Genomic DNA, 20,161 nt, shown 5'->3' with positions numbered 1-20,161 from the left:
CGGCGTCGACCCTTGGTGACGATGGAGTTATCGTCTCGACATGCTTGAACCGCCCAGGATTCGACCGGTCGCCGAGGACGATCTGGAGCGGCTGATCGTCAAGTTCGGCGGACGCCGCGCCCATCCCGACGCCGACCGCCGCACCCAGGTTGGCGCGGACTTCTGCCTGGACGGGGCGGTGATCGAGCTGAAGGTCCTGGACGAGGACGGCCTGGACAAGCCCGAACGGCAGGAAAAGCTGGCGGCCCTGTTCGGAGCCCGCCAGCCGGATCGGCCGGTGGTGGTCATCGATCCCCACGCCTTGCCGCCCGAGGATCTGCGACTCTACAAGGCAATCATGCAGGGGCCGATCAAGTCGGGAATCGCCCACGCCAAGAAGCAGCTCAAACAATCGCGGGCCGAGCATCCCCAAGCCGACTGCTCGGTCCTGATGGTGGTCAACAACAGCTTCACCGCCCTGACCCACGAGGAGCTGAAAGCGCTCGTCGTCGAGCGGGTTCGCAACGACACCAGCCAGATCGACGTGGTGGTGGTGGCGGGCTGCTATCTGCACGGCGACGGCTTTGACACCTATGGGCTGTGGCCGATCGATCAGATCGAGATCCATCCCGAGCATCCGTTCACCGGATTCGAAAAGCTTCGCGCCGCCTGGCACGCCCTTTCCGAAGAGGCCATGACCGAGGCCCTGCAGGTCGGCTCCGGCTCCAAGACGCCCGAGGTCGACAAGGTCTTCGACTTGGGCGGGGTGACCTATGTGCGGCCCGCCCGCCCGCTCGGCGGGCCCTCGAAGTTCTTCGTCTCGGGACGGCCGCGCAACAACTCCTCGGGCCTGGAGGTCTGTCCGCCGGTGGCGACGACCTTTCCCGCCCTGACGCCGACCGAATTGCGACGGCTCCGGACAGTGATCGAAGACCCCCATGGGCGGCTGTCCAGCGTCGAGGCCTGGCGACACTATCAGCAGGAAGCCGAGCGCTCTCACGCGAGGCTGAAACCCTTCGTTCCGGTGCCGGTCACGCGGGGCGGGTTCGAGGCCTGGCGACGCAAGCATGACGGCGCCGCCACCCTGGAAGGTCTCAAGACGCACGCCGCCTTCGTGTTCGAGCGCGCCGTCGGCCGTGTGATCGCCGCGGCGCGGGAACACACGCCCGGCCAGGCGCTGCCGCGCCGGGCGATCCTGGTGATCACCGATGAAATCGGTCAGGACCGGGCCAACGACGTCTCGAAGATGGCGGTGATCGAGATGCGTCCCGGCCAGCCGAGCAAGGCGGTCGACCTGATCGGCCATGCGCGCATCTTCCACGAGCACGCGCTCGCGCTCGCGGCCGCCTACGCCGTGGGGCTGGGGCTCGAAGACGTGGTCTGGAGCAAGTGGACTAAACATTCCTGGCGCTGAACGCCTGGCCGCCGCCGAAGACGCCAGCCTGGCGTCACCCGAACGCGACCCTTGGCGGGCAGGCCCCTTCCCGGCCCCAAGCCCGCCGGGGCGCATGTGGACCGTCAGGCTTAAAGGTTCAACTAGTGAACCCATAAATCATTTGATGACACGCGAGAGATTGCCCCATATCGTCTTGGCAAGGTCACCAAGAACCGATGGCAGGGAAGGAAATCCGCATGGGTTTCACACTGGCGGAAAAGATCCTGGCCCGCGCCGCGGGCCTGCCTTTCGTCCACGCGGGCGACGACATCCAGGCCAGGCCGGACTTTGTCATCGTCTATGACTTCCCCGGCTACACCGACACGATCTTTCGCCAGATGAAGGAAGACTTCGGCATCGACAAGATCGCCGATCCCGAGCGCTTCGGCGTCTTCATCGACCACTTCGTGCCGTCGGGCACGGCCAAGGACGAGGCGTTCCACGCCGGCACCCGGGCCTGGTGCGCCGACCAGGGCGTGGCGCTCTATGAGCGCAAGGGCATTGGTCACCAGGTCGCCGCCGAGGTGGGTTACGCGGTTCCAGGCGGCTTTGTCGTCCATTTCGACGGCCACATCAGCCAGTTGGGGGCGTTCGGGACCCTGGGCATGGGTCTGCGTCGCAATGTGCTGGAGGCCTTCGTCAAGGAGACCGTGTCGATCCGGGTGCCCAAGACGACGCGGGTCAATCTGCACGGGCGCCTGCAGCCGGGCGTGATGGCGCGCGACATCTTCCACCATATCGTCCGGGTCCTGGGGCCGGCGTCTTGCAAGTTCCAGGTCCTGGAGATCGGTGGGCCGGGCCTCGACGGCATATCCCTTGAAGGGCGCCAGTCGATCTGCGGCCTGGCGATGTTCACCGGCGCGGTCACCGCGATCATCAATCCCGACCCGGCGACGCTGGCCTACGCCCAAAGCCGGTCCAAGCTCGATATTGCGCCGCTGTTCGGCGACGACGACGCCCAATACGCCGCGGTCCACGACATTGACGTCACCGGCCTGGAGCCTGTGATCGTCCTGCCGCCCAATCCGGCCAATACGCGCGACGTCTCGGAGTATCTCGGTATGGAGGTGCAGGCCGGTTACCTGGGCTCCTGCGTCAGCGGCCGGCTTGAAGACATCCGGATCGCCGCCCAGATCCTCAAGGGACGCCAGGTCAAGCCGGGCTTCTCGCTGCATGTGGTGCCCACCTCGCAGGAGATCATGTCGGCCGCCGCGGCCGAGGGCCTGATCTCCACCCTGGTCGAGGCCGGAGCCTTCACCAGCAGCCCGACCTGCGACTTCTGCGCCGGGCGCCTCGGAGCGATGTCCCCGGGCCAAAAGGCGGTCTCGACGGGGACGCTCAACGTCCCCGGACGCATGGGCAGCAACGAGGCCCTGATCTATCTCTGCAGCGCCGCCACGGTCGCCGCCTCGGCGATCGAAGGCGCCATCGCCGACCCGCGCAAGTACATGGGGGGCCTGTGATGCTGCCGACCATCCGGGGGCGGGTGGCCTGGAAGTTCGAGGAAGAAAACTTCGACATCGACCAGATCATCGGCGTCAAGAACTCCAAGGTCACCGAACTGTCGGAGCTGGTTCAGCTGGCCATGAAAGACTTCGATCCGGCGTTCGCCAGCAAGGTCGCGCCGGGCGACGTGGTCGTCGGCGGCGAGAACTTCGGCTACGGCCATCCCCACTACGCGGCCTTTCGGGGCCTGCGGGAAATGGGCATAGCCGCCGTTGTGGCCGAAAGCTTCTCGCCCGGCTTCTGGCGCGGCGAAATCAGCATGGGCATGCCGCTGGTCCCCTGCCCCGGGATCCTCAAGGCGGTGGAGCGCTGGGACCGCATCGAGGTCGACTGGCTCGGGGGCTTGGTCAGGGTCGGCGACGACGGCGCCGCCCTGCCCTTCGAGTCGATCGGCGAGGCCGATCTGAAGACCATCGAGGCCGGCGGCCTGCTCCCCTTCCTCAAGGCCTCCGTGGCCCAGGGCAAGACGACGGCCGCCTGACGCCCATCAAGATCAAGGAACCGCACCATGGAAGCGCGCAAGAAACTCCGCCACATGCTCGAGCAGCGCCAGCTTGTCTGGTACGCCGGGGCCTATGACGCCCTGTCGGCCAAGATGATCGAGGCCGCCGGCTTCGACGCGGTGTTCGCCACCGGCTTTGGCATTTCCGCCTCGATGCTGGGCCAGCCCGACCTCGAGCTCTACACGATGAACGAGAACCTGGCGGTCGTGCGTCACATCGTCAACGCGGTGAGCGTGCCGGTCGGCGCGGACTGCGACACCGGCTATGGCAACGCCATCAACGTCATCCGCACCGTGCGCGAGTTCGAGGCGGCCGGCGTCTCGGCCCTGATCCTGGAGGACCAGGTGGCGCCCAAGCGCTGTCCGGTCGTCTTCAATCAGGTCGAGATGCTCGACCTGGAGGAAGCGACCGGCAAGATCCGCGCGGCGGCCGAGGCGCGCCAGGATCCGGACCTGGTGATCGTGGCCCGCACCGACGCGCCCACGATCGAGGAGGCCATCGTGCGCGCCAAGGCCTATGTGGCCGCCGGCGCTGACCTGGTGAAAGGCATCAGCCGCACGTTCAAGACCGCGGAAGACCAGCGCCGCCTGCAGGAGGAGGTGGGCGTGCCGATCCACCTGACGATCCTGGGCCCTTTGGAGGATCTTTCCGTCAGCGAGGTCGAGGGCATCGCTGGGATCGCCGGCTATCCGCTGGTCGCCATCATGTCGGCGGCCCATGCGCTGCGGGTCAATCTGGAAGTCCTGGGCCGCACCAAGTCGGCCAAGAACCTGCCTGCGCCGCGTATGGGCGACAAGGAGCTGGCCGCCCTGATGGGCAGCGAGGCGCTGACCCAGCTGCAGCATCGCTATCTTCCAGCCGCTCGGGTGGGCTGACGGCCAGGCGCCCCTGTAGTCCTGGCCGCAGCATGTCGGTTTCCCCGTAGCCAAGCTTGGCGCGATCCCATTGGATGGCCTTCGGTTCGGCGAGGGGAAACGAAATGGCGAACATCGAGGTGATCTGGGCGACGACGGATCTGATCAGCGTCTTCGACGAGGCGCGGGACCTTGGGTTTGACCTGCGCAAGTTCGACCATCAGCCCGAGGACGTTCAGGGCTTCATGCGAAAGGCCACGGTCGACCGGGTGATCCACAAGATCCGCAAGGCCTGGCGTGAGGCCTATGGCGAGGACGGGCCTTCCCGCGACCGGGACTTCAACGCCGTCAAGCGCGGCGTCTATGTCATCACGATCGGCGAGGGTTTCGCCGTCAGCTACGCCAAGGACTGTTCGGAGGTGATGTACATCGGCCGCGGCATCCTGGCCAACCGCCTGCGCTCTCACCTCAACAACTGGATCTTCGACATGTCCCGCTCCCTGCGCGACGTGCCCTTCCGTTTCTACATGGAGCTGGTCGGCGACGGGCGTTCGCCCAACGCCTTCAAGGACTTCGAGCACTACATGCTGGACGAGTTCTCGGCGAAATTCGGGGAGAAGCCGCTGCTGAACAAGATCCGCGGTCGAGAAGGAACCATCAAGCACGGCTTCACAGGCAACTGGAAAAAGCCGCTTGATGGCCGTGGCAAGCAGCACTTGTGGGTGATCCGGCCGACCGAGAAGAACCCCTGGTTCAAATATTACGAGGACGAATAGTCGTTCGAGGCGGCTGGGCCCTATTCGGGCAGCTTGCCGCTGTAGTGGGTTCGCGGCCGCACGACCTCCAGGGTCGACTGCTCCAGCGCGTGGGCGATCCAGCCGGCGATGCGCGCCAGGCGCAGCAGCGTCAGGTCCGGGTGGATCCGCGCCAGCTTCCGATTGAACACCGACAGGGCCAGGATGAACTGCGGCTCCAGGCCGGTGGCTTGCCGCACCAGGTCGGCGATCTTCAGGAAGCGCTCGACGTCCGGATCGCCCGGCAGGTAGCGCTGATAGGTCGCCAGGATGGCCTCGACGCGGCGGTCGGGGCCTTCGTGGATGTAGGGTCCAAATCCCGGCACGGGCTCGCCGGCCTCCAGGCGTGTGCTGATCGGCGCGGTGGGATCGTCCGCGCGCTCGACCTCGGCCAGGAGCCGGGCGGCCGCGCGCTGGCGGATCTGCACGCCGCGCCGGCCGTTGCCGGTGGTCATCGCCGCCACCAGGACCCGGTAGGGCGAGACCCCGGTGTTGGCGAGGGTCCGCGCGGTCAAGGTGGTGGGGTCCAGGTCGTGGTCGGCGCAGAGCACCAGCAGCCGTCGCGTCACCTCGGCCCAGGCCGCGCGATCGGCCGCTGGAACCGCCTCGACCAGCTGAAGGTGGATCGGCGCGGCGCTGGCGCTGTCGCCACCGATCATCAGGGCGGTGGCCCAGCGCAGCATGCCAGCGCCGGTCCGGGCGAACCCCTCGGCCGTCGGGTCGAGGCTGGAGGGGTTGGCGCGCTCCATGAACGGCGCCAGGGCGGCGATGCGATCGGTCAGCTCCAGGCCGGCGATCTGGCCTAGGAAGCCGGGATCCAGGGGCGGCGTCACCGGCGGCGGCGCGGAAAACACCGCGTCCCGGTCCATGTCCCACAGCAGGGCCGCCACGTCCTCGAGCGAGAAAGTCTCGGCCAGTTCGACGACGTCGCGGCCCCGATAATAGGTGCCGGTGGCGGTCACCAAGGTGATGGCCGAGTGGGACAGCAGCGCGGCGATGCCGGCGTCGGCCATCGCGCCCTTCATCCGCTCGACGTCTGTGCGCCAATAGCGGCTCTCGCGGCGGCCAGGCTCCTTCTTAACCCGAAGCAGGCCGCGGCTGGCGTAGGTGTAGAGGGTGGCCATGCTGACCCCCAGCTCGGCGGCGGCGTCGCGGGCGCTGAGATAGAGCCTGTCGCTCCCGTCCATGGCCTTCTCTGTAATCGTGGCGGTCAGGCCGACCTTGCCACGATCCGCTCGCCGTCCACAGTCAGGACCGCGCCGAGCTTGGCGCTGGCCTTGGTCAGCCACTCGATCGTCTTCTGCTCGGCGCCGACCTCGGAGAGGAAGGTCTGATTGGCCTCGTCATGACGCACGAAGCCGAAGCTCACCGACGGATCCTCACCCTTGGCGATGTCGAGCCTGGCCAGCAGGCCGACCCAGTCGTCGTACTTCACGCCCAGATGGCCGGTGTGGAAGGAAAAGCAGCCGAGGCCGTAGAAGATCGGCTTGCCCTTGTGAAAGCCGATGGGCAGCGGATGATGGGGGCCATGGCCCATGACCACGTCGGCGCCGGCGTCGATCGCCGCCTTGGCGATCTCCTTCATGTAGGTCAGGACCTGGGGGCCAAGGCCCCAATGGACGGAGGCGACGACCACATCGACCTGCTCGCGCAAGGCGGCGATGTCGGCCTTGAAGACTTCCAGGTATTCAGGATCGGCCCAGGTGACCACGACCGGCGGAATGCCCGGGCGATTGAACGGCGAGGTCTTGGCGCCCTCGCGGTGCATGGGCACCTGGTAGGCGGTGTGGCCGCGGATCACCGCGATGCCCACGCCGGTCTCGCCGGCCTCGTGGTTGGTGGACCAGTAGACGCAGCTGCGCTGCAGGAAGCCGTAACGGACACCGTCCTTCTCGACGATCACCGGCGCGCGGGCCTCGGCGCTATTGCGGCCCGCCCCCGAATAGCGAAGGCCGGCGGCTTTCAGAACGCCGGTTGAGCCGACGATGCCGGCCTCGCCGTAGTTGACGTTGTTGGCGATGCCGAAGACGTCGACCCCGCTGGCCTTCAGCACGGTCACGCCGTGCTCGGGATCAAGGAAGAAGCCCTCGTGTTCGACGGTGAAGCCGTGCTCGGGGACGTGGAGCATGCATTCCAGGTTGGAGGCGACGAAACCGGCCTCCGCCAGCGTCGGCTGGATGCGCTTGAACGGGGTGTCGCCCGGGTTGGTGTTCATCAGGTTGATGTCGCCGGTCAGCAGAACCGTGGTCATGGCGATAGTCCTTCGTGGAGGGCGCCGGCGATCACGGCGCGTTCGGTTGCGGGTCGATGCAAAAGCGCTAGGCGAGCGCGCGCACGTCGGCCTTGGGCACGAGCACCGCGCCCTGGAAGAGTCGGCGCTGGGTGCGGTAGACGCTGCCTTCGCGGGCGACCCAGCCGGCCCCGTCGCGAACCACGTCGGCGGCGACCATCAGCATGCCCGACGGCGTGCCGATGCGGATGGCGCCCATGGTCCAGTCGGGACCGCGAGCCTGCGCCACGATCGTGCCGTCGATGGCGCTGGCCACGCCCGCGCACACCGCGCCGGTCAGGGGCGAGGCGCGGTGCGGCTGGCCCGACGAGATCATCCGGACGGTGAAGTCCACGTCCTGCGGCGTCAGGATCTGGCCGTCGAGCAAGGTCGCCGTCACCGGCGGGGCGATCATCGAGACCAGGCCGATCCGCTTGGGTCCTTCCGCGCCGGGCTTGGTCGGCAGCAGGGCCGAGGCGGCCTTGGCGATCTTGCGCAGGCGTCCGAGGAGTTCGGTCTGCTTGTCCAGGTCGAGCGGCGACTCCGCGCCGGTCAGGCCAAGGTCGGCGGCGCGCACGAAGCAGACCGGATTGGCCGCGTCGACGATCGAGGCCTCGATCGGATCGCCTTCCTCCGGGGTGAGCAGATCGATGGTGGCGCCGGTCGGCAGCAGCAGGCCCGTCCCTGCGCCGCCGGGCTCTTCGAAGACCAGCTTGATCGGCGCGCCGGTCCCGGCCACGCCGGGGATGGCCAGATCGCCGTCGACCCGGGGCGAGCCGTCCTCAAGCGCGAACTGGGCGCGGATGATGCGGTTGGTGTTGACGTTGTGGATGCGAACCACGGCCTCGCCGCCGCCCGACGCGACAAGGCCCTCCTCGACGGCGAACGGGCCGATGGCCGAGGACATGTTTCCGCAGTTGCCGGCATAGGAGACGAAGGCGTCGGTGACGCCAACCTGGCCAAACAGGTAGTCGACGTCGGCGTCGGGACGGGTCGAGGGACCGACCACGCAGATCTTCGACAGCGACGACAGGCCTCCGCCCATGCCGTCCAGCTGGCGCACGCTCGGGTCGGGCGTGCCCAGGGCGCGCATGAAGATCGCCGGCCAGGCCTCGCGATCGGCCGGCAGATCGCGCTGATGGAAGATCAGGGCCTTGCTGGTTCCGCCGCGGGCGAAGACGGCGGGAATGGCGTGTTGGGCCATGGGCGTGCTCCTGCGCAGGCCGCGCAGGGTCTCGCCCGGCGGTTCAGCCAGGAGACGAGGCGGCGGGCGCTCGTGTTGGGATCAGGAAGGTTCAGGGCCGGTGTCGCGACGATCGGGATCTATCGACGGGTCGCGACCGGAACGAAGGAGGGTCTAAGGACCGCTAGGGGACGCGCATGGGGACATGGGGACCTGCCTTGGGAGGTTCGCGCCGTCCGACTGACTTCGCCATTCACACCCTCCCGCCTTGACTGTTGCTTGTTGCGTAATCGGGTACGAAGAGCGCCGGTTGAGGTCAATCTCGATTGGAAAAATCGATATACTCGCAAGGTGGAGCAGCCCTGCCGCCGAGGTCCGGTGAAGTGGGTTGTTTCCAGGACCGCTTCGAACCGCCCTCCCGACAGTCGAGTTCGGCCGGCGGGCGTGCGCGGGCTGGCCGAGCAGGGCCTTGCGGATCGCCGCGCATCGCGGCAGGATCAGCATCAGCGGTTTTCGACGATCGCAGACGCCGGGGCCCTCGGGCATGCGCTGAACCCAAGTCGAGCATCATGACGATCCAGCAAAACCCAGCGGTTTTCTCGCGCGGGTCGCTGGCTAGGTTGCGGGCAATCCGGCGCCCGCATCGCCGCCACGGCCCGTTCAGCTAGAGAGATCGTGGATGGACCCGATGACTTCGATCGGCGGACGCTTCGTGCCGCCCAGCCTCAAGGACTTTTCGGACCGGGCCCGCCGCCTGAATAGGCTGGTGGGCGAGCCGTTGCACAAGACCCAGAAGCGGCTTTCACGCTTCTACGGGTTCGCCAATCTTTATGAGTTGCAGCAGGCGCTCAAGCAAAGAGCGGCCATTGGGCCTTACGACGAAACGCTGGACGACGGCGGCGCAGCGCGCCGCCAAGCTCTTTGGCGCGCGTTTGAGTCTGACCGACCCGAAGATTCGGTCTTGGCGTTCAAACGCAGCCTGGCGCCGATGATGGGATTGTTCGCCTCGCCGGCCGCCCATGAGGACCAGTACGCCAACGTCCTTGAACGCATCGCCTTCCACTTGCCGCACGACGAGAGGCGCTACGCCACGGCGGGCTATTCCAGTGTCGGCGAGGCGGTTCTGTTTCGCACGCCCCGGGCCGAGCAGGTCGACCGTGCCGTGGGCGAGGCGCTGAATGAGCCTGACTGGATCACGGGCTTCACCCAGCTTTGGCAGCTGGGCCAGGAACACCCCGGGGATCCCTGGCTGCAAGCCGAGATCCTCGACGAAGAGGTCCGGGTTCTGGCGACGATCACGGGCAAGGTCCAGGCTGTCGAGACGCGCCGGCTCTATCCCAAGGCCCGGCGAGTCGTGGCGTTGTTCCAAGACAGCTACGGGGACCTGGAACCTTTGGCGATCGCCACCAGTGTCATCGTGGGCTCGCCGTTTGGTTCGGACACCTGCGGCTACGCCAAGGCCTTGGCGCGCGCCGGCAAGCTGGCCATGGCGGCGGGCGATTGGCGCGAGGCGGTGCGAAGTTTCCGGCGCCTGCGCCGCATGGATCGAACGCCGCGCCTTCTGCCCGAGCCGATCACCATCGATCCCTGGGGGGTCAACCGCTACCTGGAGATCTCGCTGCTGAACACGGGGCGCGCAACCGGCCGCCGCCGCCTTCGCCCCCGGCTCGACCTGATCGGGGACGAAGCCTTCCATTGGCGGATCTTCACCGATTTCGCCGCGCGCGCCGCGGCTGGCGACCTGGAGGCCGTTCGCGCGGGCCTGGCCGATGTCATCCTGCTTCATGGCCGCCAGGCGTTGAAAAGGGATCTCTCCAAGGCGCTGGCCGCGACCGGCGATGAATTGCTGGTCCCCTTTCCATATCTCGATCATTTCGACGCCGGCCTGGCCTTCTTGGCCACCGCGCCGCTCTGGCGGGACCGAGGCCCCCTCACCCGCACGATCCTGGCGGTTCTACGCGATCCCGCCGTGGCCCGAGCGGACCGGCGCGCTAGACCGCTTGAGGAAGTCGAGGATCGTTCAGCCGTTCGCCCTGGCCTGCTGCCGGACGTCCTGAAGGCGTTGGAGCGCACGATCGACGCGGCCTGGGCGCGGCAGGCCCTTGTTGAACCGCTTGGCGCCCAGGGCCTGGGTTCGTAAGCGTGGCCTTTGAGCGTAGGGCGGGATGAGCATGGATGCGGCCGACATCGTCAACAGGATCGGCGAGGGCATGCTCGCTGCATTGGAGACCAGCGAGCGTTTCCTGGGTCTGGAGGAGTTCACCTACCGCAACACCGACATCACCACGGAATACATCACGACGGTGAAGGTCGGCGAACGGCTGACGGGCATCGATCACGTCGTCCGGCTGGAGGCGTCCATGAAGCGGCTTCGCCGGCACGCGGCTGGTCTTGGAAGGGTCAAGACCCTCAAGTCCAGAAGCGCCTGGACGGAGATCGAGTTCGCCCTGAAGAAGATCAACTACGCCTTTGGAAAGCAGCGGATGGACATCGTCGTCAGCGAGGCGGCGAACGACCGTCCGCCGTTGCTGCTCGTCGAGGTGAAGCTTGGAACGCACAATCCTCGGGGGGTGACCGACGACATCGATCGCATCGTCAATCTGTTCGATCTCTACGGCGACGCCGGCGCCCTGGGCCATCACCACATGTATGGCGCGGTCGTGTTTCACGCGATGGAGGAAAAGGGCACGGCGGCGACCCTGCCCGACCACGCAAAAAAGATGCTCGACCATATCGACACCCACTTGGCGGTGAAGCGGGCGGCCCGGCCTGAACTGAATTTCCGCTCGCAGCTGTTGAGCAAGACATTGCGGACGACGTCGATCTCCGGCTCGTTCGACCATTACGATGACGGAACGGTCGAAGCCGTCTTCGAGAAGCACGGCTACGCCTTTCAGGCGGGCCTGGTCTTGATCGGCAACGCGCCGGACGTCACCACGGTGAAGTTCTAGGGCGCCGTGGTCCGACTGTGTGCTTGGGCCAGCGTCGGTAATACTAATCCCCCTTCCGTCACGTCATACCTGGGCGATTACTTGTCAGGCAATGTAGATCTAATTTCGCAGCGACAACGTTGTCACGCGATGTCCGATGTTTCGGTCAGAAATTCTGCCGCTATGTTGTGCGCTAAGGCGGACTCAAGTTTCGCCAGCTTGCAGCAGGACGTGAGATGCAGAACCAAGAGCCGGGCGCTCACGCGCCCCCGACGAAACACGCGCGTCTGTTGGCGTGGGTGGACGAGATCGCCGCTCTGACCAAACCCAAGGCGATCCACTGGTGCGATGGATCGGACGCGGAGTGGACGGCCCTGACCGAGACGCTGGTCGCGGCGGGCACCTTCAAGCGCCTGAACGCCGAGCTGCGGCCAAACTCGTTCTACGCCGCTTCCGATCCGCGCGACGTCGCCCGGGTCGAGAGCCGCACCTTCATCTGCTCCAACGACGAGGCCGACGCCGGCCCCACCAACAACTGGGCCGAACCGATCGGCATGCGTGCGCGGCTGCACGGCCTGTTCGACGGCTGCATGCGCGGACGCACGATGTATGTCGTGCCGTTCTCCATGGGGCCGGTCGGCTCGCCGATCAGCGCCCTGGGCGTGGAGATCACCGACAGCGCCTATGTCGCCGTCTCGATGCGGGTGATGACCCGCATGGGCCAGGCGGCGCTGGAGGCTTTGGGCGAAGACGGCTTCTTCGTGCCGGCCGTCCACACCCTGGGCGCGCCCTTGGCCGACGGCCAGGCCGACGTCGCCTGGCCCTGCAACGACGACAAGTACATCGTCCACTTCCCCGAGAGCCGCGAGATCTGGTCCTATGGCTCCGGCTACGGCGGCAACGCCCTGCTGGGCAAGAAGTGCTACGCCCTGCGCATCGCCTCGGTGATGGCCCGCGACGAGGGCTGGCTGGCCGAGCACATGCTGATCCTCAAGCTGACCTCGCCGGCCGGACTGGTCCGCTATGTGGCCGCCGCCTTCCCCAGCGCCTGCGGCAAGACCAACATGGCCATGCTCGAGCCGACACTGGCCGGCTGGAAGGCCGAGACCGTCGGCGACGACATCTGCTGGATGCGCTTTGGGACCGACGGCCGCCTCTATGCGATCAATCCGGAGGCCGGCTTCTTCGGCGTCGCGCCCGGCACGGGCGTCAAGACCAACCGCAACGCCGTCGACACCCTGCACTCCAACTGCGTCTACACCAATGTGGCCCTGACCGCCGACGGCGACGTGTGGTGGGAAGGCCTGACCGAGGCTCCGCCCGAGGGCCTGACCGACTGGAAGGGCCGCGCCTGGACGCCGCAGTCCGGCGAGCCCGCCGCCCACCCCAACGCCCGCTTCGCCGTCCCTGCCGGCCAATGTCCTGTGATCGCCAAGGAATGGGAAGACCCGGCCGGCGTGCCGATCTCGGCCATCCTGTTCGGCGGCCGCCGCGCCTCGGCCGTGCCGCTGGTCACCGAGGCCTTCGACTGGGAGCACGGGGTGTTCCTGGCGTCCAATGTCGCCTCCGAGGGCACGGCCGCGGCCGAGAACAAGATCGGCGAGCTGCGCCGCGATCCCTTCGCCATGCTGCCGTTCTGCGGCTACAACATGGGCGACTATTTCAGCCATTGGCTGAAGATGGGGCGGGGCGCCGATCCCCAGAACCTGCCGCGCATCTATTTCGTCAACTGGTTCCGCAAGGACGAGCGCGGCAAGTTCGTCTGGCCGGGCTATGGCGAGAACAGCCGCGTGCTGAAGTGGATCTTCCAGCGCCTTGAAGGCGCGGCCGAGGCGGTCGACAGCCCGATCGGCCGCCTGCCATCCCGTGAAAGCCTGGACGTGTCGGGCCTGGATCTGACCGACGCCCAGCTGGACCTGCTGCTGACCGTCGATCCGGAGATCTGGCGCGCCGAGGCCGCCCTGATCCCCGAGGCCTACGCCAAGTTCGGCGAGCGGCTGCCCGCCGCTCTCTGGGCCCAGTTCGAAGCTTTGCAGGCGCGCCTTGACGTGACGTCGCCGGCCCGAGCGCTGGAAAAGGCCTGAGCCCAGGGGCGGCGCGCGCGCTCGCGCGCCGCCCCGTTTTCCTGAAATGACAGCGTCGTTGCCGGCGCTTCGGAGACCCCATGCCCCAAGACGAGGCTCGTCCGCCCCGCAAGTTCGTGGTCGGAAACTGGAAGATGCACGGCGACCTGTCGGCCTTGCCCGTACTGAGCGCGATCAACGACGCCGCGCGTCAGTACCCGGGCGTGGAGATTGGCCTGGCCGTCCCCGCCACGCTGTTGATTCCCGCCTGGCAGACCGCCAGCGCCATCCGCGTCGGGGCCCAGGACATCCATCCGGCCGACAAGGGCGCCCATACGGGCCGCATCTCCGCGCTGATGGTCAAGGACACCGGCGCGACCTTCACCATCGTCGGCCACAGCGAGTGCCGGGCCGATCACGGCGACACCAACGACCAGGTCCGCGACAAGGCCAGCGCCGCCCTGCGCCATGGCCTGTCGGTCATCCTGTGTGTGGGCGAGCGGCTCGAGGATCGCGAGGCGGGGATCGCCGAGCACGTCGTCGCCGATCAACTGGCCGCCTGCCTGCCCGAGGAGACGACGCCGGAAACGCTGTCGGTGGCCTATGAACCGATCTGGGCGATCGGCACGGGTCGCACGCCCACCCCTGAAGATATCGCCAGCATGCACGCGGCGCTGCGCGCCGCCTGCGTCGCGGCGTTGGGCGAACCAGGCCAGCGCCTTCGCCTGCTCTACGGCGGCTCGGTGGCCGCGGCCAACGCCGTGGCCATCCTGGCCGCGCCCAATGTCGACGGCGTGCTGGTCGGCGGCGCGAGCCTGACGGCCGAGGCCTTCGTGCCGATCATCGCCGCGGCCTGAGAGCGCCGCGGGCGGGCGGCGGCGGGCCGCGCGAGGCCGCCGACCGTCCGCTCAAGCCGCGACAATTTGTGCCAAAGGATTATAATAAAATCCCATACGATAATCATTGATAACCTACGCGAGCCGGGTTATAGAGGATGCACGGTGACGGACCGGGCAAGACCCCGGCAGCCATCGCGGGGAAACGCAGTCTGGTTGGGTTGAAAAACAACATCCCTCCCGGAGTCCTCCCATGATCCGCACCTTTGTTCTGGCCGCCACTGCCGCCGCCCTGTTCGCCGCCGCTCCCGCCGGCGCCGCCGAAATCCACGTCAAGACCGCCGGCAAGGCCCCGGCCGAAGTCCGCGCCGAAATCGTCAAGGCCGCCTCGGCCGTCTGCTGGCAAGATGTTCGCGGCGAGAGCCTGGCGACCTACATCTACCCCTCGTGCGTCCGCGCTTCGGTCAACGCCGCCGTCAGCAAGCTGAACAACCCGGAACTGGTCGCCTACAACACCGCCAATCCGCCGGTTCTGGCCCGCTAAGTTTCCGCTTCGAGGGGCGGCGTATCGGCCCCTTTGCGCCCAGTCGCGCAATCGAAGAGCCCTCCCCTCCCCCGGGGAGGGCTTTTTCGCGTTTGACGGTCCGCGAGGGCCACCCGGCCTGATCAGCCGGGGTCGAACGGCTCCAGGTCCATCTTGAACTCCCGCGACGAGGGCCTGGCGGCGAGAAGCTCGACGGCGGGATTGAGCGCGCGGGCCAGCGCGGCCAGTTCGATCCGGCTTTCCGGCGCCATGCGGCACCCCATCACGACCCCGGTCAGAAACGAGTCGCCGAAATAGAGATCTTCGTGCGGCGCCTCCGGGACGCGGCCCTTGCCAAACTGGATGCGCCATTCGCGCTCATAGCTCCAGTCACGGGCCTTGGTGTAGATCTGCGCCTCGGTGAGGGCCTTGCCGTCCACCGGGCGGCCGGCGATGATCCCGGCGAGGCCGGTGCTGTCGGCGAAGCGCGGCATTTTCTCCGCATAGGTGACGGGCCTGGCCGCCGCGAACATGTTGGTCTCCCCCTCGCGGGTGAAGCGCAGCACGGCCCCGTAGTGCTGTTGCCCGTAGTGGGCCCACATCAGCATGTTGTCCGGGCTTTCCGACAGACACAGCAGCTTGGACTGCCGCAGGTGTCCCCGCAGCTGGGCGTTCATCTCGCTAATGGCGTCCATGCGTCGGATCGCCCCCGCCACGATCGGACCGGCTTCCCGGTCGAACGCCTCGCGCGTCAGAGGCGCGTCCGGGCGCTTATGAAGTTGCTTCCACAGCTCGAAGGCGGGCTGTGGGGCGGGGCGGCTGTCGTCGAGCCAGTCCGCCCACAGAAGATCCAGAGCCAGCGCGCGTATGTCCCGGGAATCGGTCTCGAGAAGCAGGTCGAAGCTGATGTCGAAGGGATCGTTGAGCAGCGGGGGCGTGGTCCAGCGCAGCGTGCCGTTCGACAGGACGATCCTGGCGGTCTCCAGGGGCATGTATTTGTAGAGCGGCGTCGAAAGCGGCGGCTCGGAGATGCTCACGAAACAGGGCCTCCGGCGGCGTTGAACGGGGCCGGAGCGCCGGCGGACCGGGGCGCTGGCCGGCGCTCCGCGGCACGACGCTAGCGCGCGTCGAGCAGGGCTGCAAACTCAAGCTGCGCCCGAACGCGCGTTCGGTGCTTACGCCTGAAATAACAAGCCTTTTCCGCATTTTAGCTCTGCGGGGGCGCTTTGTGCATAGTCGGTGTGCGCGCGGTGCAAAAACCCCCCGAGGGTAACCGCTGTCGCGGTGATCGCGTGCCCCGGCCGCGCGCGGAGCCGGACCCTTCCCACCGAGAAATTAGGATCTCGTTCACCACTGCCGGCGCTGTTCGGCGAACAAGGGTCCGCCAAAAAGAGGCCCGTTCCACAGGGTCTGGAAACGTCCGTCCTCGAACGGAACGACCGATGGAAAACGATATCCTGGAGCTGGCCTACGCGGTCTCTCGCGTCACCGAGGAGAAGGTCGATCTGATCGACGGCGTCATGCGCCAGACAAACCTGCTGGCGCTGAACGCCAGGATCGAGGCGGCTCGAGCCGGGGCCTCGGGAGCGGCCTTCGCCGTGGTCGCCGAGGAGATGAGCCTGGTGGCGCGCGACATCAACGCCATCTCCGCCGAGCTGCGCAGCGCGGTGGCGGCCAACATCGCGCGCCTGGGAGCGGCCGGCTCGCGCCTGGTCTCGGAGATGCGCGGCGCGCGCTTGGCCGACCTGGCCCACAACTGCGTGGAGGTCATCGACCGCAATCTCTATGAGCGCAGCTGCGACGTGCGCTGGTGGGCCACCGACAGCGCCATTGTCGGCGCCCTCGAAGCGCCTTCGCACGCCTCCTCGGCCTTCGCCAGCGAGCGGCTGGCCACGATCCTGCGCTCCTACACCGTTTATCTGGATCTGTGGGTCGCCGACGGCCGGGGCCGGGTGATCGCCAACGGCCGTCCCGAGCGTGGCGACGTGGTGGGCCGGGACGTCTCGGGCGAGGCGTGGTTCCAGCGGGCCCTGCGCACGGCCAATGGCGACGAGTTCGCCGTCTGCGACATCACCCAGGCGGCGGGCCTGGGCGGGGCGTCGGCGGCGACCTATTCGACGGCGGTTCGTCGGGGCGGCGCGCTCAATGGGCGTTCGGTCGGGGTCTTGGGCGTCTTCTTCGATTGGGCGCCGCAGGCGGCGGCCATCGTCAAGGGCGTAGGACTGACGGCCGAGGAGCGGGCCGGCACGCGGGTGATGCTGCTGGACGCCCAGCATCGGATCCTGGCCGCGTCGGACGGCGCGGGCCTGTTGACCGAGCGCTATGATCTGCAAGCCGGCGGCCAGGCGCGTGGTCACTACGTCGCGGGCGATCGCCTGATCGCCTTTGCCCGCACGCCCGGCTACGAGACCTATGAGGGCCTGGGTTGGTATGGGTGCATCGAATACGCCGCCAGCGCCGAGGCGCCGGCGCGAGCCCGCGCGGCCTGAGGTCTAGCGGCCTTCGAAGACGGCGGGCCGCTTGGCCATGAACGCCGCTCTGGCCTCGCCATGGTCCAGGCTGGCGGCCAGGGCGGGGATTTCGGCTTCGGTCGTGGCGATCCCACCGGCCACGCGCTTGGTGGACTCCACCGCGAGCGGCGCGCGCGAGGCGATGGTCCTGGCCATCTCCAGCGCCGCCCCCACCACCCCGTCGCCGGTGACGATGTCGGTGATGATCCCATCATGCAGAGCGCGCAGGACGCTGAACGGTTGGCCGGTCAGCAGATGCGGCTTTGCCTTGGCTTCGCCGATCAGCCGGGTCAGGCGACCGGCCGAAGCGGTCAAACCCATCCGAACGGCCGAGCAGGCGAAGCTCGCGCGATCACTGGCCAGACGAATGTCGCAGGCCAAGGCCAGCTCGAGGCCGCCGCCGATGCACCAGCCGTCAATGGCGGCGATCACCGGCGCGCGGCAGGCGGCGATGGTGTCGCACATCGCCAGGAAGTGAAGGATCGCCGCGGTCTGGGTCTCCACGTCGCGTGTCAGCGACTGGGCCAGGTCGTCGCCGGTGCAGAACGCGCCGTTGCGGCCGCTCAGGATCACCGCGCGCACGGCCCGATCGCTTTCGATGGTCGAAAAGGCGTCCAAAAGCCTCTGCCGCTCGTCCATGGCCAGGACATTGGCCGGCGGCGTGTCGAGCTCGACCAGGGCGATGGCGGGTTCTGGGTTCGACAGGTAAATCATGAGATCATGGAATGAACCATGATCGGGCGAGCGGCAAGCCTGCCGTCGCGGCGCCTACGCCCGAAAATTCCCTTGCCGGGCCGGCTGGATGTCCCGATCGCGCGGCGACGTCAGGCCACGGCCGCGTAGGCCCCTTCAAGGCGCGGCCAGCCGGTTTGCACGAAGGTGTATACGCCTCGGGCCTCGATGGCCGCCATGGCCGCGGCCGCATCGAACGGCAGGTCCCGGTCGGGGCGCTCCAGGTCGGCGACCGCGACCAGCCGCCACCCCGGGGCCCGCTCGCCCCCTCGCTCGGGACCCCATTGGGCCGACTTCCTGAACACGGCGTGCTCCGCGCCGTCTCCTGGCGGTCTGCGCCGATAGATCCTGACGAACATGGCCTGGTCCGGTGTTGATCCGCGGGCGATGAACCCTGTCGCAGTGACCGCCGCGCGCGGGTGGGGATGTGAAGCGAGGATTATATTAGAATCGTTTAGTACAATAAGCTTGTTCTGACGAGCATGATCCACTAACCAATTTGCCCAGCACGCCTTCGTCGCGGCCCCTGGCGGCGCGTGGGCCGGCGGCCTGGCCGCCCAATCAGAAGACTTCAAGCGCGGGCGGCGAGACATGACCCAATCTCCGACGATCCAGCTGGCGGAGTTCGCCACCAGCCTTCGCCTGGAGGACGTCCCCGAGGCGGTCCGCGCCAGCTTCAAGACCCTGATCCTCGACAATCTCGGCGTCATGCTGGCCGGCAGCGTCCAACCGGTGTTCGCCAAGGTTTCAGCGGCCATGGCGATCGCCACGGGACCTGGGCCGGTCAGCGCCGTGGACGGGACCAGCGTCAGCCTTTCGACGGCCGTCCTGCTCGACGCCTTGGCCGCGGCCAATTTCGAGTTCGAGCACGTGGCCCCCTGCACCCATCCTGCCTCGGCCTGCTTCCCGGCGCTGCTGGCCCTGGCGGCCGAGCGCGAACTGTCCGGCGAGGTCCTGCTGGCGGCGATGATCGCCGCCTATGAGCTGGCCGCCAGGATCGGCGCTGCCAGCGGCAACAGCGTCGAGCACGAGCGCGGCTTCCACAATCCAGGCCTCAACGGCGCGCTGGCGGCGGCGGCCGGCTGCGCCAGGCTCCTGGGCCTGGACGCCGACCAATGCGCCTCGGCCATGGGCTTGGCGGCCTCCTCCTCGGCCGGCCTGATGGCCTTCCTCGACGAGGGCGCCATGACCAAGCGCCTGCACCCGGCCCGCGCGGCTCAGCTGGGGCTGGAGGCGGCCCTGATGGCCCAGGCGGGCGTGGAGGGTCCGCGCAACGTCCTGGAGTCCCCGCATGGGTTCCTCAACGCGTTCTCGCCCAAGCCCGATGTTTCGGCGCTGTGCGCGGGTCTGGGGACGGCCTGGCGCGGCTCGACCATGATCATCAAGCTGGCGCCCGTTCACGCCTACGCCCTGATCTTCGTCCAGGCGCTCAACGAGGCGCGCGATCGCGGCCTGGAGTGGTCGCCTCAGGCCATCACCTCGGTGGTGGTCGAGGTCGGGCCTGGCGCGATCCACGCCAAGCACATGGACCTGGATCCCAAGACCCTGGTCGCGGTCCAGTACAGCGTCCCCTATTCGCTCGCCCTGGCGCTCGCCCGCGACCTGCGCGATCCCCTGCAGGTCAATGACGGCGCCATCGCCGATCCGCTGGTGCGGGCGGTGGCCGGCAAGGTGGCGTTCGTCGAGTCGCCGACCGGACGTCGCCACGGCGGGATCATCACCATCACCACGGGCGGTCAGACGGTCACGGTCGAGGCCAGCGCCTATCCCGGCTTCCCAGGCAGCGCCGATTTCACCGTCGCCGTCGACCGCAAGTTCGACCGGACCTTGGCCGCGCTCGGCGTCGAACGCGCCGGCCCTGGCCTACGCGCCGCCGTCGACCTGATCGACGCGCCTGGGGGCGTGGCTCGCCTTCGCTCGACCTTGGTGGCCGCCGGCGCGGCGGCGCGCCGCGACCGCAACCTCGGCTGAACCAGCGGTTCTCAGCCTCCTTCCTCGCCCCTTTCCGTCGGCCCATGCCGGCTCTTCAAGCTCCCGGACCTCG

18 protein-coding genes are annotated in these 20,161 nt (G+C 67.8%); 12 read left to right on the top strand and 6 right to left on the bottom strand.

The features are described from left to right. Positions 1 to 40: 40 nt before the first annotated feature. From AC07NI_RS25175 to AC07NI_RS25155, 5 genes are all read left to right on the top strand, one after another. Complete coding sequence (locus AC07NI_RS25175; RefSeq protein ID WP_494624265.1) at positions 41 to 1,393, top strand: hypothetical protein; 1,353 nt, start codon at positions 41 to 43, stop codon at positions 1,391 to 1,393. A gap of 218 nt (positions 1,394 to 1,611) precedes the next feature. Beyond that, positions 1,612 to 2,877 (top strand): 3-isopropylmalate dehydratase large subunit, encoded by a 1,266-nt coding sequence (locus tag AC07NI_RS25170; protein ID WP_494624263.1) that lies wholly within the window; start codon positions 1,612 to 1,614, stop codon positions 2,875 to 2,877. Next, positions 2,877 to 3,401: a 3-isopropylmalate dehydratase small subunit gene (locus AC07NI_RS25165; RefSeq protein ID WP_494624261.1), complete on the top strand. Its 525-nt coding sequence runs from the start codon at positions 2,877 to 2,879 to the stop codon at positions 3,399 to 3,401. The genes AC07NI_RS25170 and AC07NI_RS25165 overlap by 1 nt, the downstream gene beginning before the upstream one ends. A gap of 27 nt (positions 3,402 to 3,428) precedes the next feature. Beyond that, on the top strand, positions 3,429 to 4,298 hold the full coding sequence (locus tag AC07NI_RS25160) for an isocitrate lyase/PEP mutase family protein (protein ID WP_494624259.1): 870 nt from the start codon (positions 3,429 to 3,431) through the stop codon (positions 4,296 to 4,298). Positions 4,299 to 4,402: 104 nt separating this feature from the next. After that, positions 4,403 to 5,053 (top strand): hypothetical protein, encoded by a 651-nt coding sequence (locus AC07NI_RS25155; RefSeq protein ID WP_494624257.1) that lies wholly within the window; start codon positions 4,403 to 4,405, stop codon positions 5,051 to 5,053. A 20-nt stretch (positions 5,054 to 5,073) separates the two neighbouring features. On the opposite strand, the gene AC07NI_RS25150 is transcribed toward AC07NI_RS25155, so the two are convergent. From AC07NI_RS25150 to AC07NI_RS25140, 3 genes are all read right to left on the bottom strand, one after another. Continuing rightward, positions 5,074 to 6,258 (bottom strand): citrate/2-methylcitrate synthase, encoded by a 1,185-nt coding sequence (locus AC07NI_RS25150; protein ID WP_494624256.1) that lies wholly within the window; start codon positions 6,256 to 6,258, stop codon positions 5,074 to 5,076. Positions 6,259 to 6,281: 23 nt separating this feature from the next. Beyond that, complete coding sequence (locus AC07NI_RS25145; RefSeq protein ID WP_494624254.1) at positions 6,282 to 7,322, bottom strand: CapA family protein; 1,041 nt, start codon at positions 7,320 to 7,322, stop codon at positions 6,282 to 6,284. Between the two features lie 67 nt (positions 7,323 to 7,389). Further along, complete coding sequence (locus AC07NI_RS25140; protein WP_494624252.1) at positions 7,390 to 8,544, bottom strand: 2-methylaconitate cis-trans isomerase PrpF family protein; 1,155 nt, start codon at positions 8,542 to 8,544, stop codon at positions 7,390 to 7,392. 658 nt (positions 8,545 to 9,202) lie between these two features. On the opposite strand from AC07NI_RS25140, the gene AC07NI_RS25135 reads away from it, so the two are divergent. From AC07NI_RS25135 to AC07NI_RS25115, 5 genes are all read left to right on the top strand, one after another. After that, entirely contained in the window at positions 9,203 to 10,663 is a 1,461-nt protein-coding gene (locus tag AC07NI_RS25135) for a hypothetical protein (protein WP_494624250.1), read from the top strand. A 25-nt stretch (positions 10,664 to 10,688) separates the two neighbouring features. Continuing rightward, positions 10,689 to 11,474 carry a hypothetical protein gene (locus AC07NI_RS25130; RefSeq protein WP_494624248.1) on the top strand — a complete coding sequence of 262 codons (786 nt, stop codon included), beginning with the start codon at positions 10,689 to 10,691 and terminating at the stop codon, positions 11,472 to 11,474. Between the two features lie 215 nt (positions 11,475 to 11,689). After that, a complete protein-coding gene (locus tag AC07NI_RS25125) occupies positions 11,690 to 13,537 on the top strand; it encodes a phosphoenolpyruvate carboxykinase (GTP) (RefSeq protein ID WP_494624247.1) in 1,848 nt (615 codons plus the stop codon). Between the two features lie 80 nt (positions 13,538 to 13,617). Continuing rightward, complete coding sequence (gene tpiA / locus AC07NI_RS25120) at positions 13,618 to 14,373, top strand: triose-phosphate isomerase (RefSeq protein ID WP_494624246.1); 756 nt, start codon at positions 13,618 to 13,620, stop codon at positions 14,371 to 14,373. 232 nt (positions 14,374 to 14,605) lie between these two features. After that, a complete protein-coding gene (locus AC07NI_RS25115) occupies positions 14,606 to 14,896 on the top strand; it encodes a hypothetical protein (RefSeq protein ID WP_494624245.1) in 291 nt (96 codons plus the stop codon). A gap of 122 nt (positions 14,897 to 15,018) precedes the next feature. Here AC07NI_RS25115 and AC07NI_RS25110 read toward each other — a convergent pair whose 3' ends face one another. Beyond that, positions 15,019 to 15,912 carry a DUF2971 domain-containing protein gene (locus tag AC07NI_RS25110; protein WP_494624244.1) on the bottom strand — a complete coding sequence of 298 codons (894 nt, stop codon included), beginning with the start codon at positions 15,910 to 15,912 and terminating at the stop codon, positions 15,019 to 15,021. 405 nt (positions 15,913 to 16,317) lie between these two features. Between AC07NI_RS25110 and AC07NI_RS25105 the strand changes: the two genes are divergently transcribed. Continuing rightward, entirely contained in the window at positions 16,318 to 17,364 is a 1,047-nt protein-coding gene (locus AC07NI_RS25105) for a methyl-accepting chemotaxis protein (RefSeq protein ID WP_494624243.1), read from the top strand. A gap of 3 nt (positions 17,365 to 17,367) precedes the next feature. On the opposite strand, the gene AC07NI_RS25100 is transcribed toward AC07NI_RS25105, so the two are convergent. Further along, positions 17,368 to 18,099 (bottom strand): enoyl-CoA hydratase/isomerase family protein, encoded by a 732-nt coding sequence (locus tag AC07NI_RS25100; protein ID WP_494624242.1) that lies wholly within the window; start codon positions 18,097 to 18,099, stop codon positions 17,368 to 17,370. A gap of 110 nt (positions 18,100 to 18,209) precedes the next feature. Continuing rightward, on the bottom strand, positions 18,210 to 18,422 hold the full coding sequence (locus tag AC07NI_RS25095) for a hypothetical protein (RefSeq protein ID WP_494624241.1): 213 nt from the start codon (positions 18,420 to 18,422) through the stop codon (positions 18,210 to 18,212). A gap of 286 nt (positions 18,423 to 18,708) precedes the next feature. Here AC07NI_RS25095 and AC07NI_RS25090 point away from each other — a divergent pair, with 286 nt between their 5' ends. Further along, positions 18,709 to 20,088, top strand: coding sequence for an MmgE/PrpD family protein (locus tag AC07NI_RS25090; protein WP_494624240.1), 1,380 nt, complete (start codon positions 18,709 to 18,711; stop codon positions 20,086 to 20,088). Positions 20,089 to 20,161: the final 73 nt, after the last annotated feature.

This window comes from Caulobacter sp. GW821-FHT10E02 (genome assembly GCF_059415225.1).
This window is presented reverse-complemented; position numbering and strand designations above follow the sequence as displayed.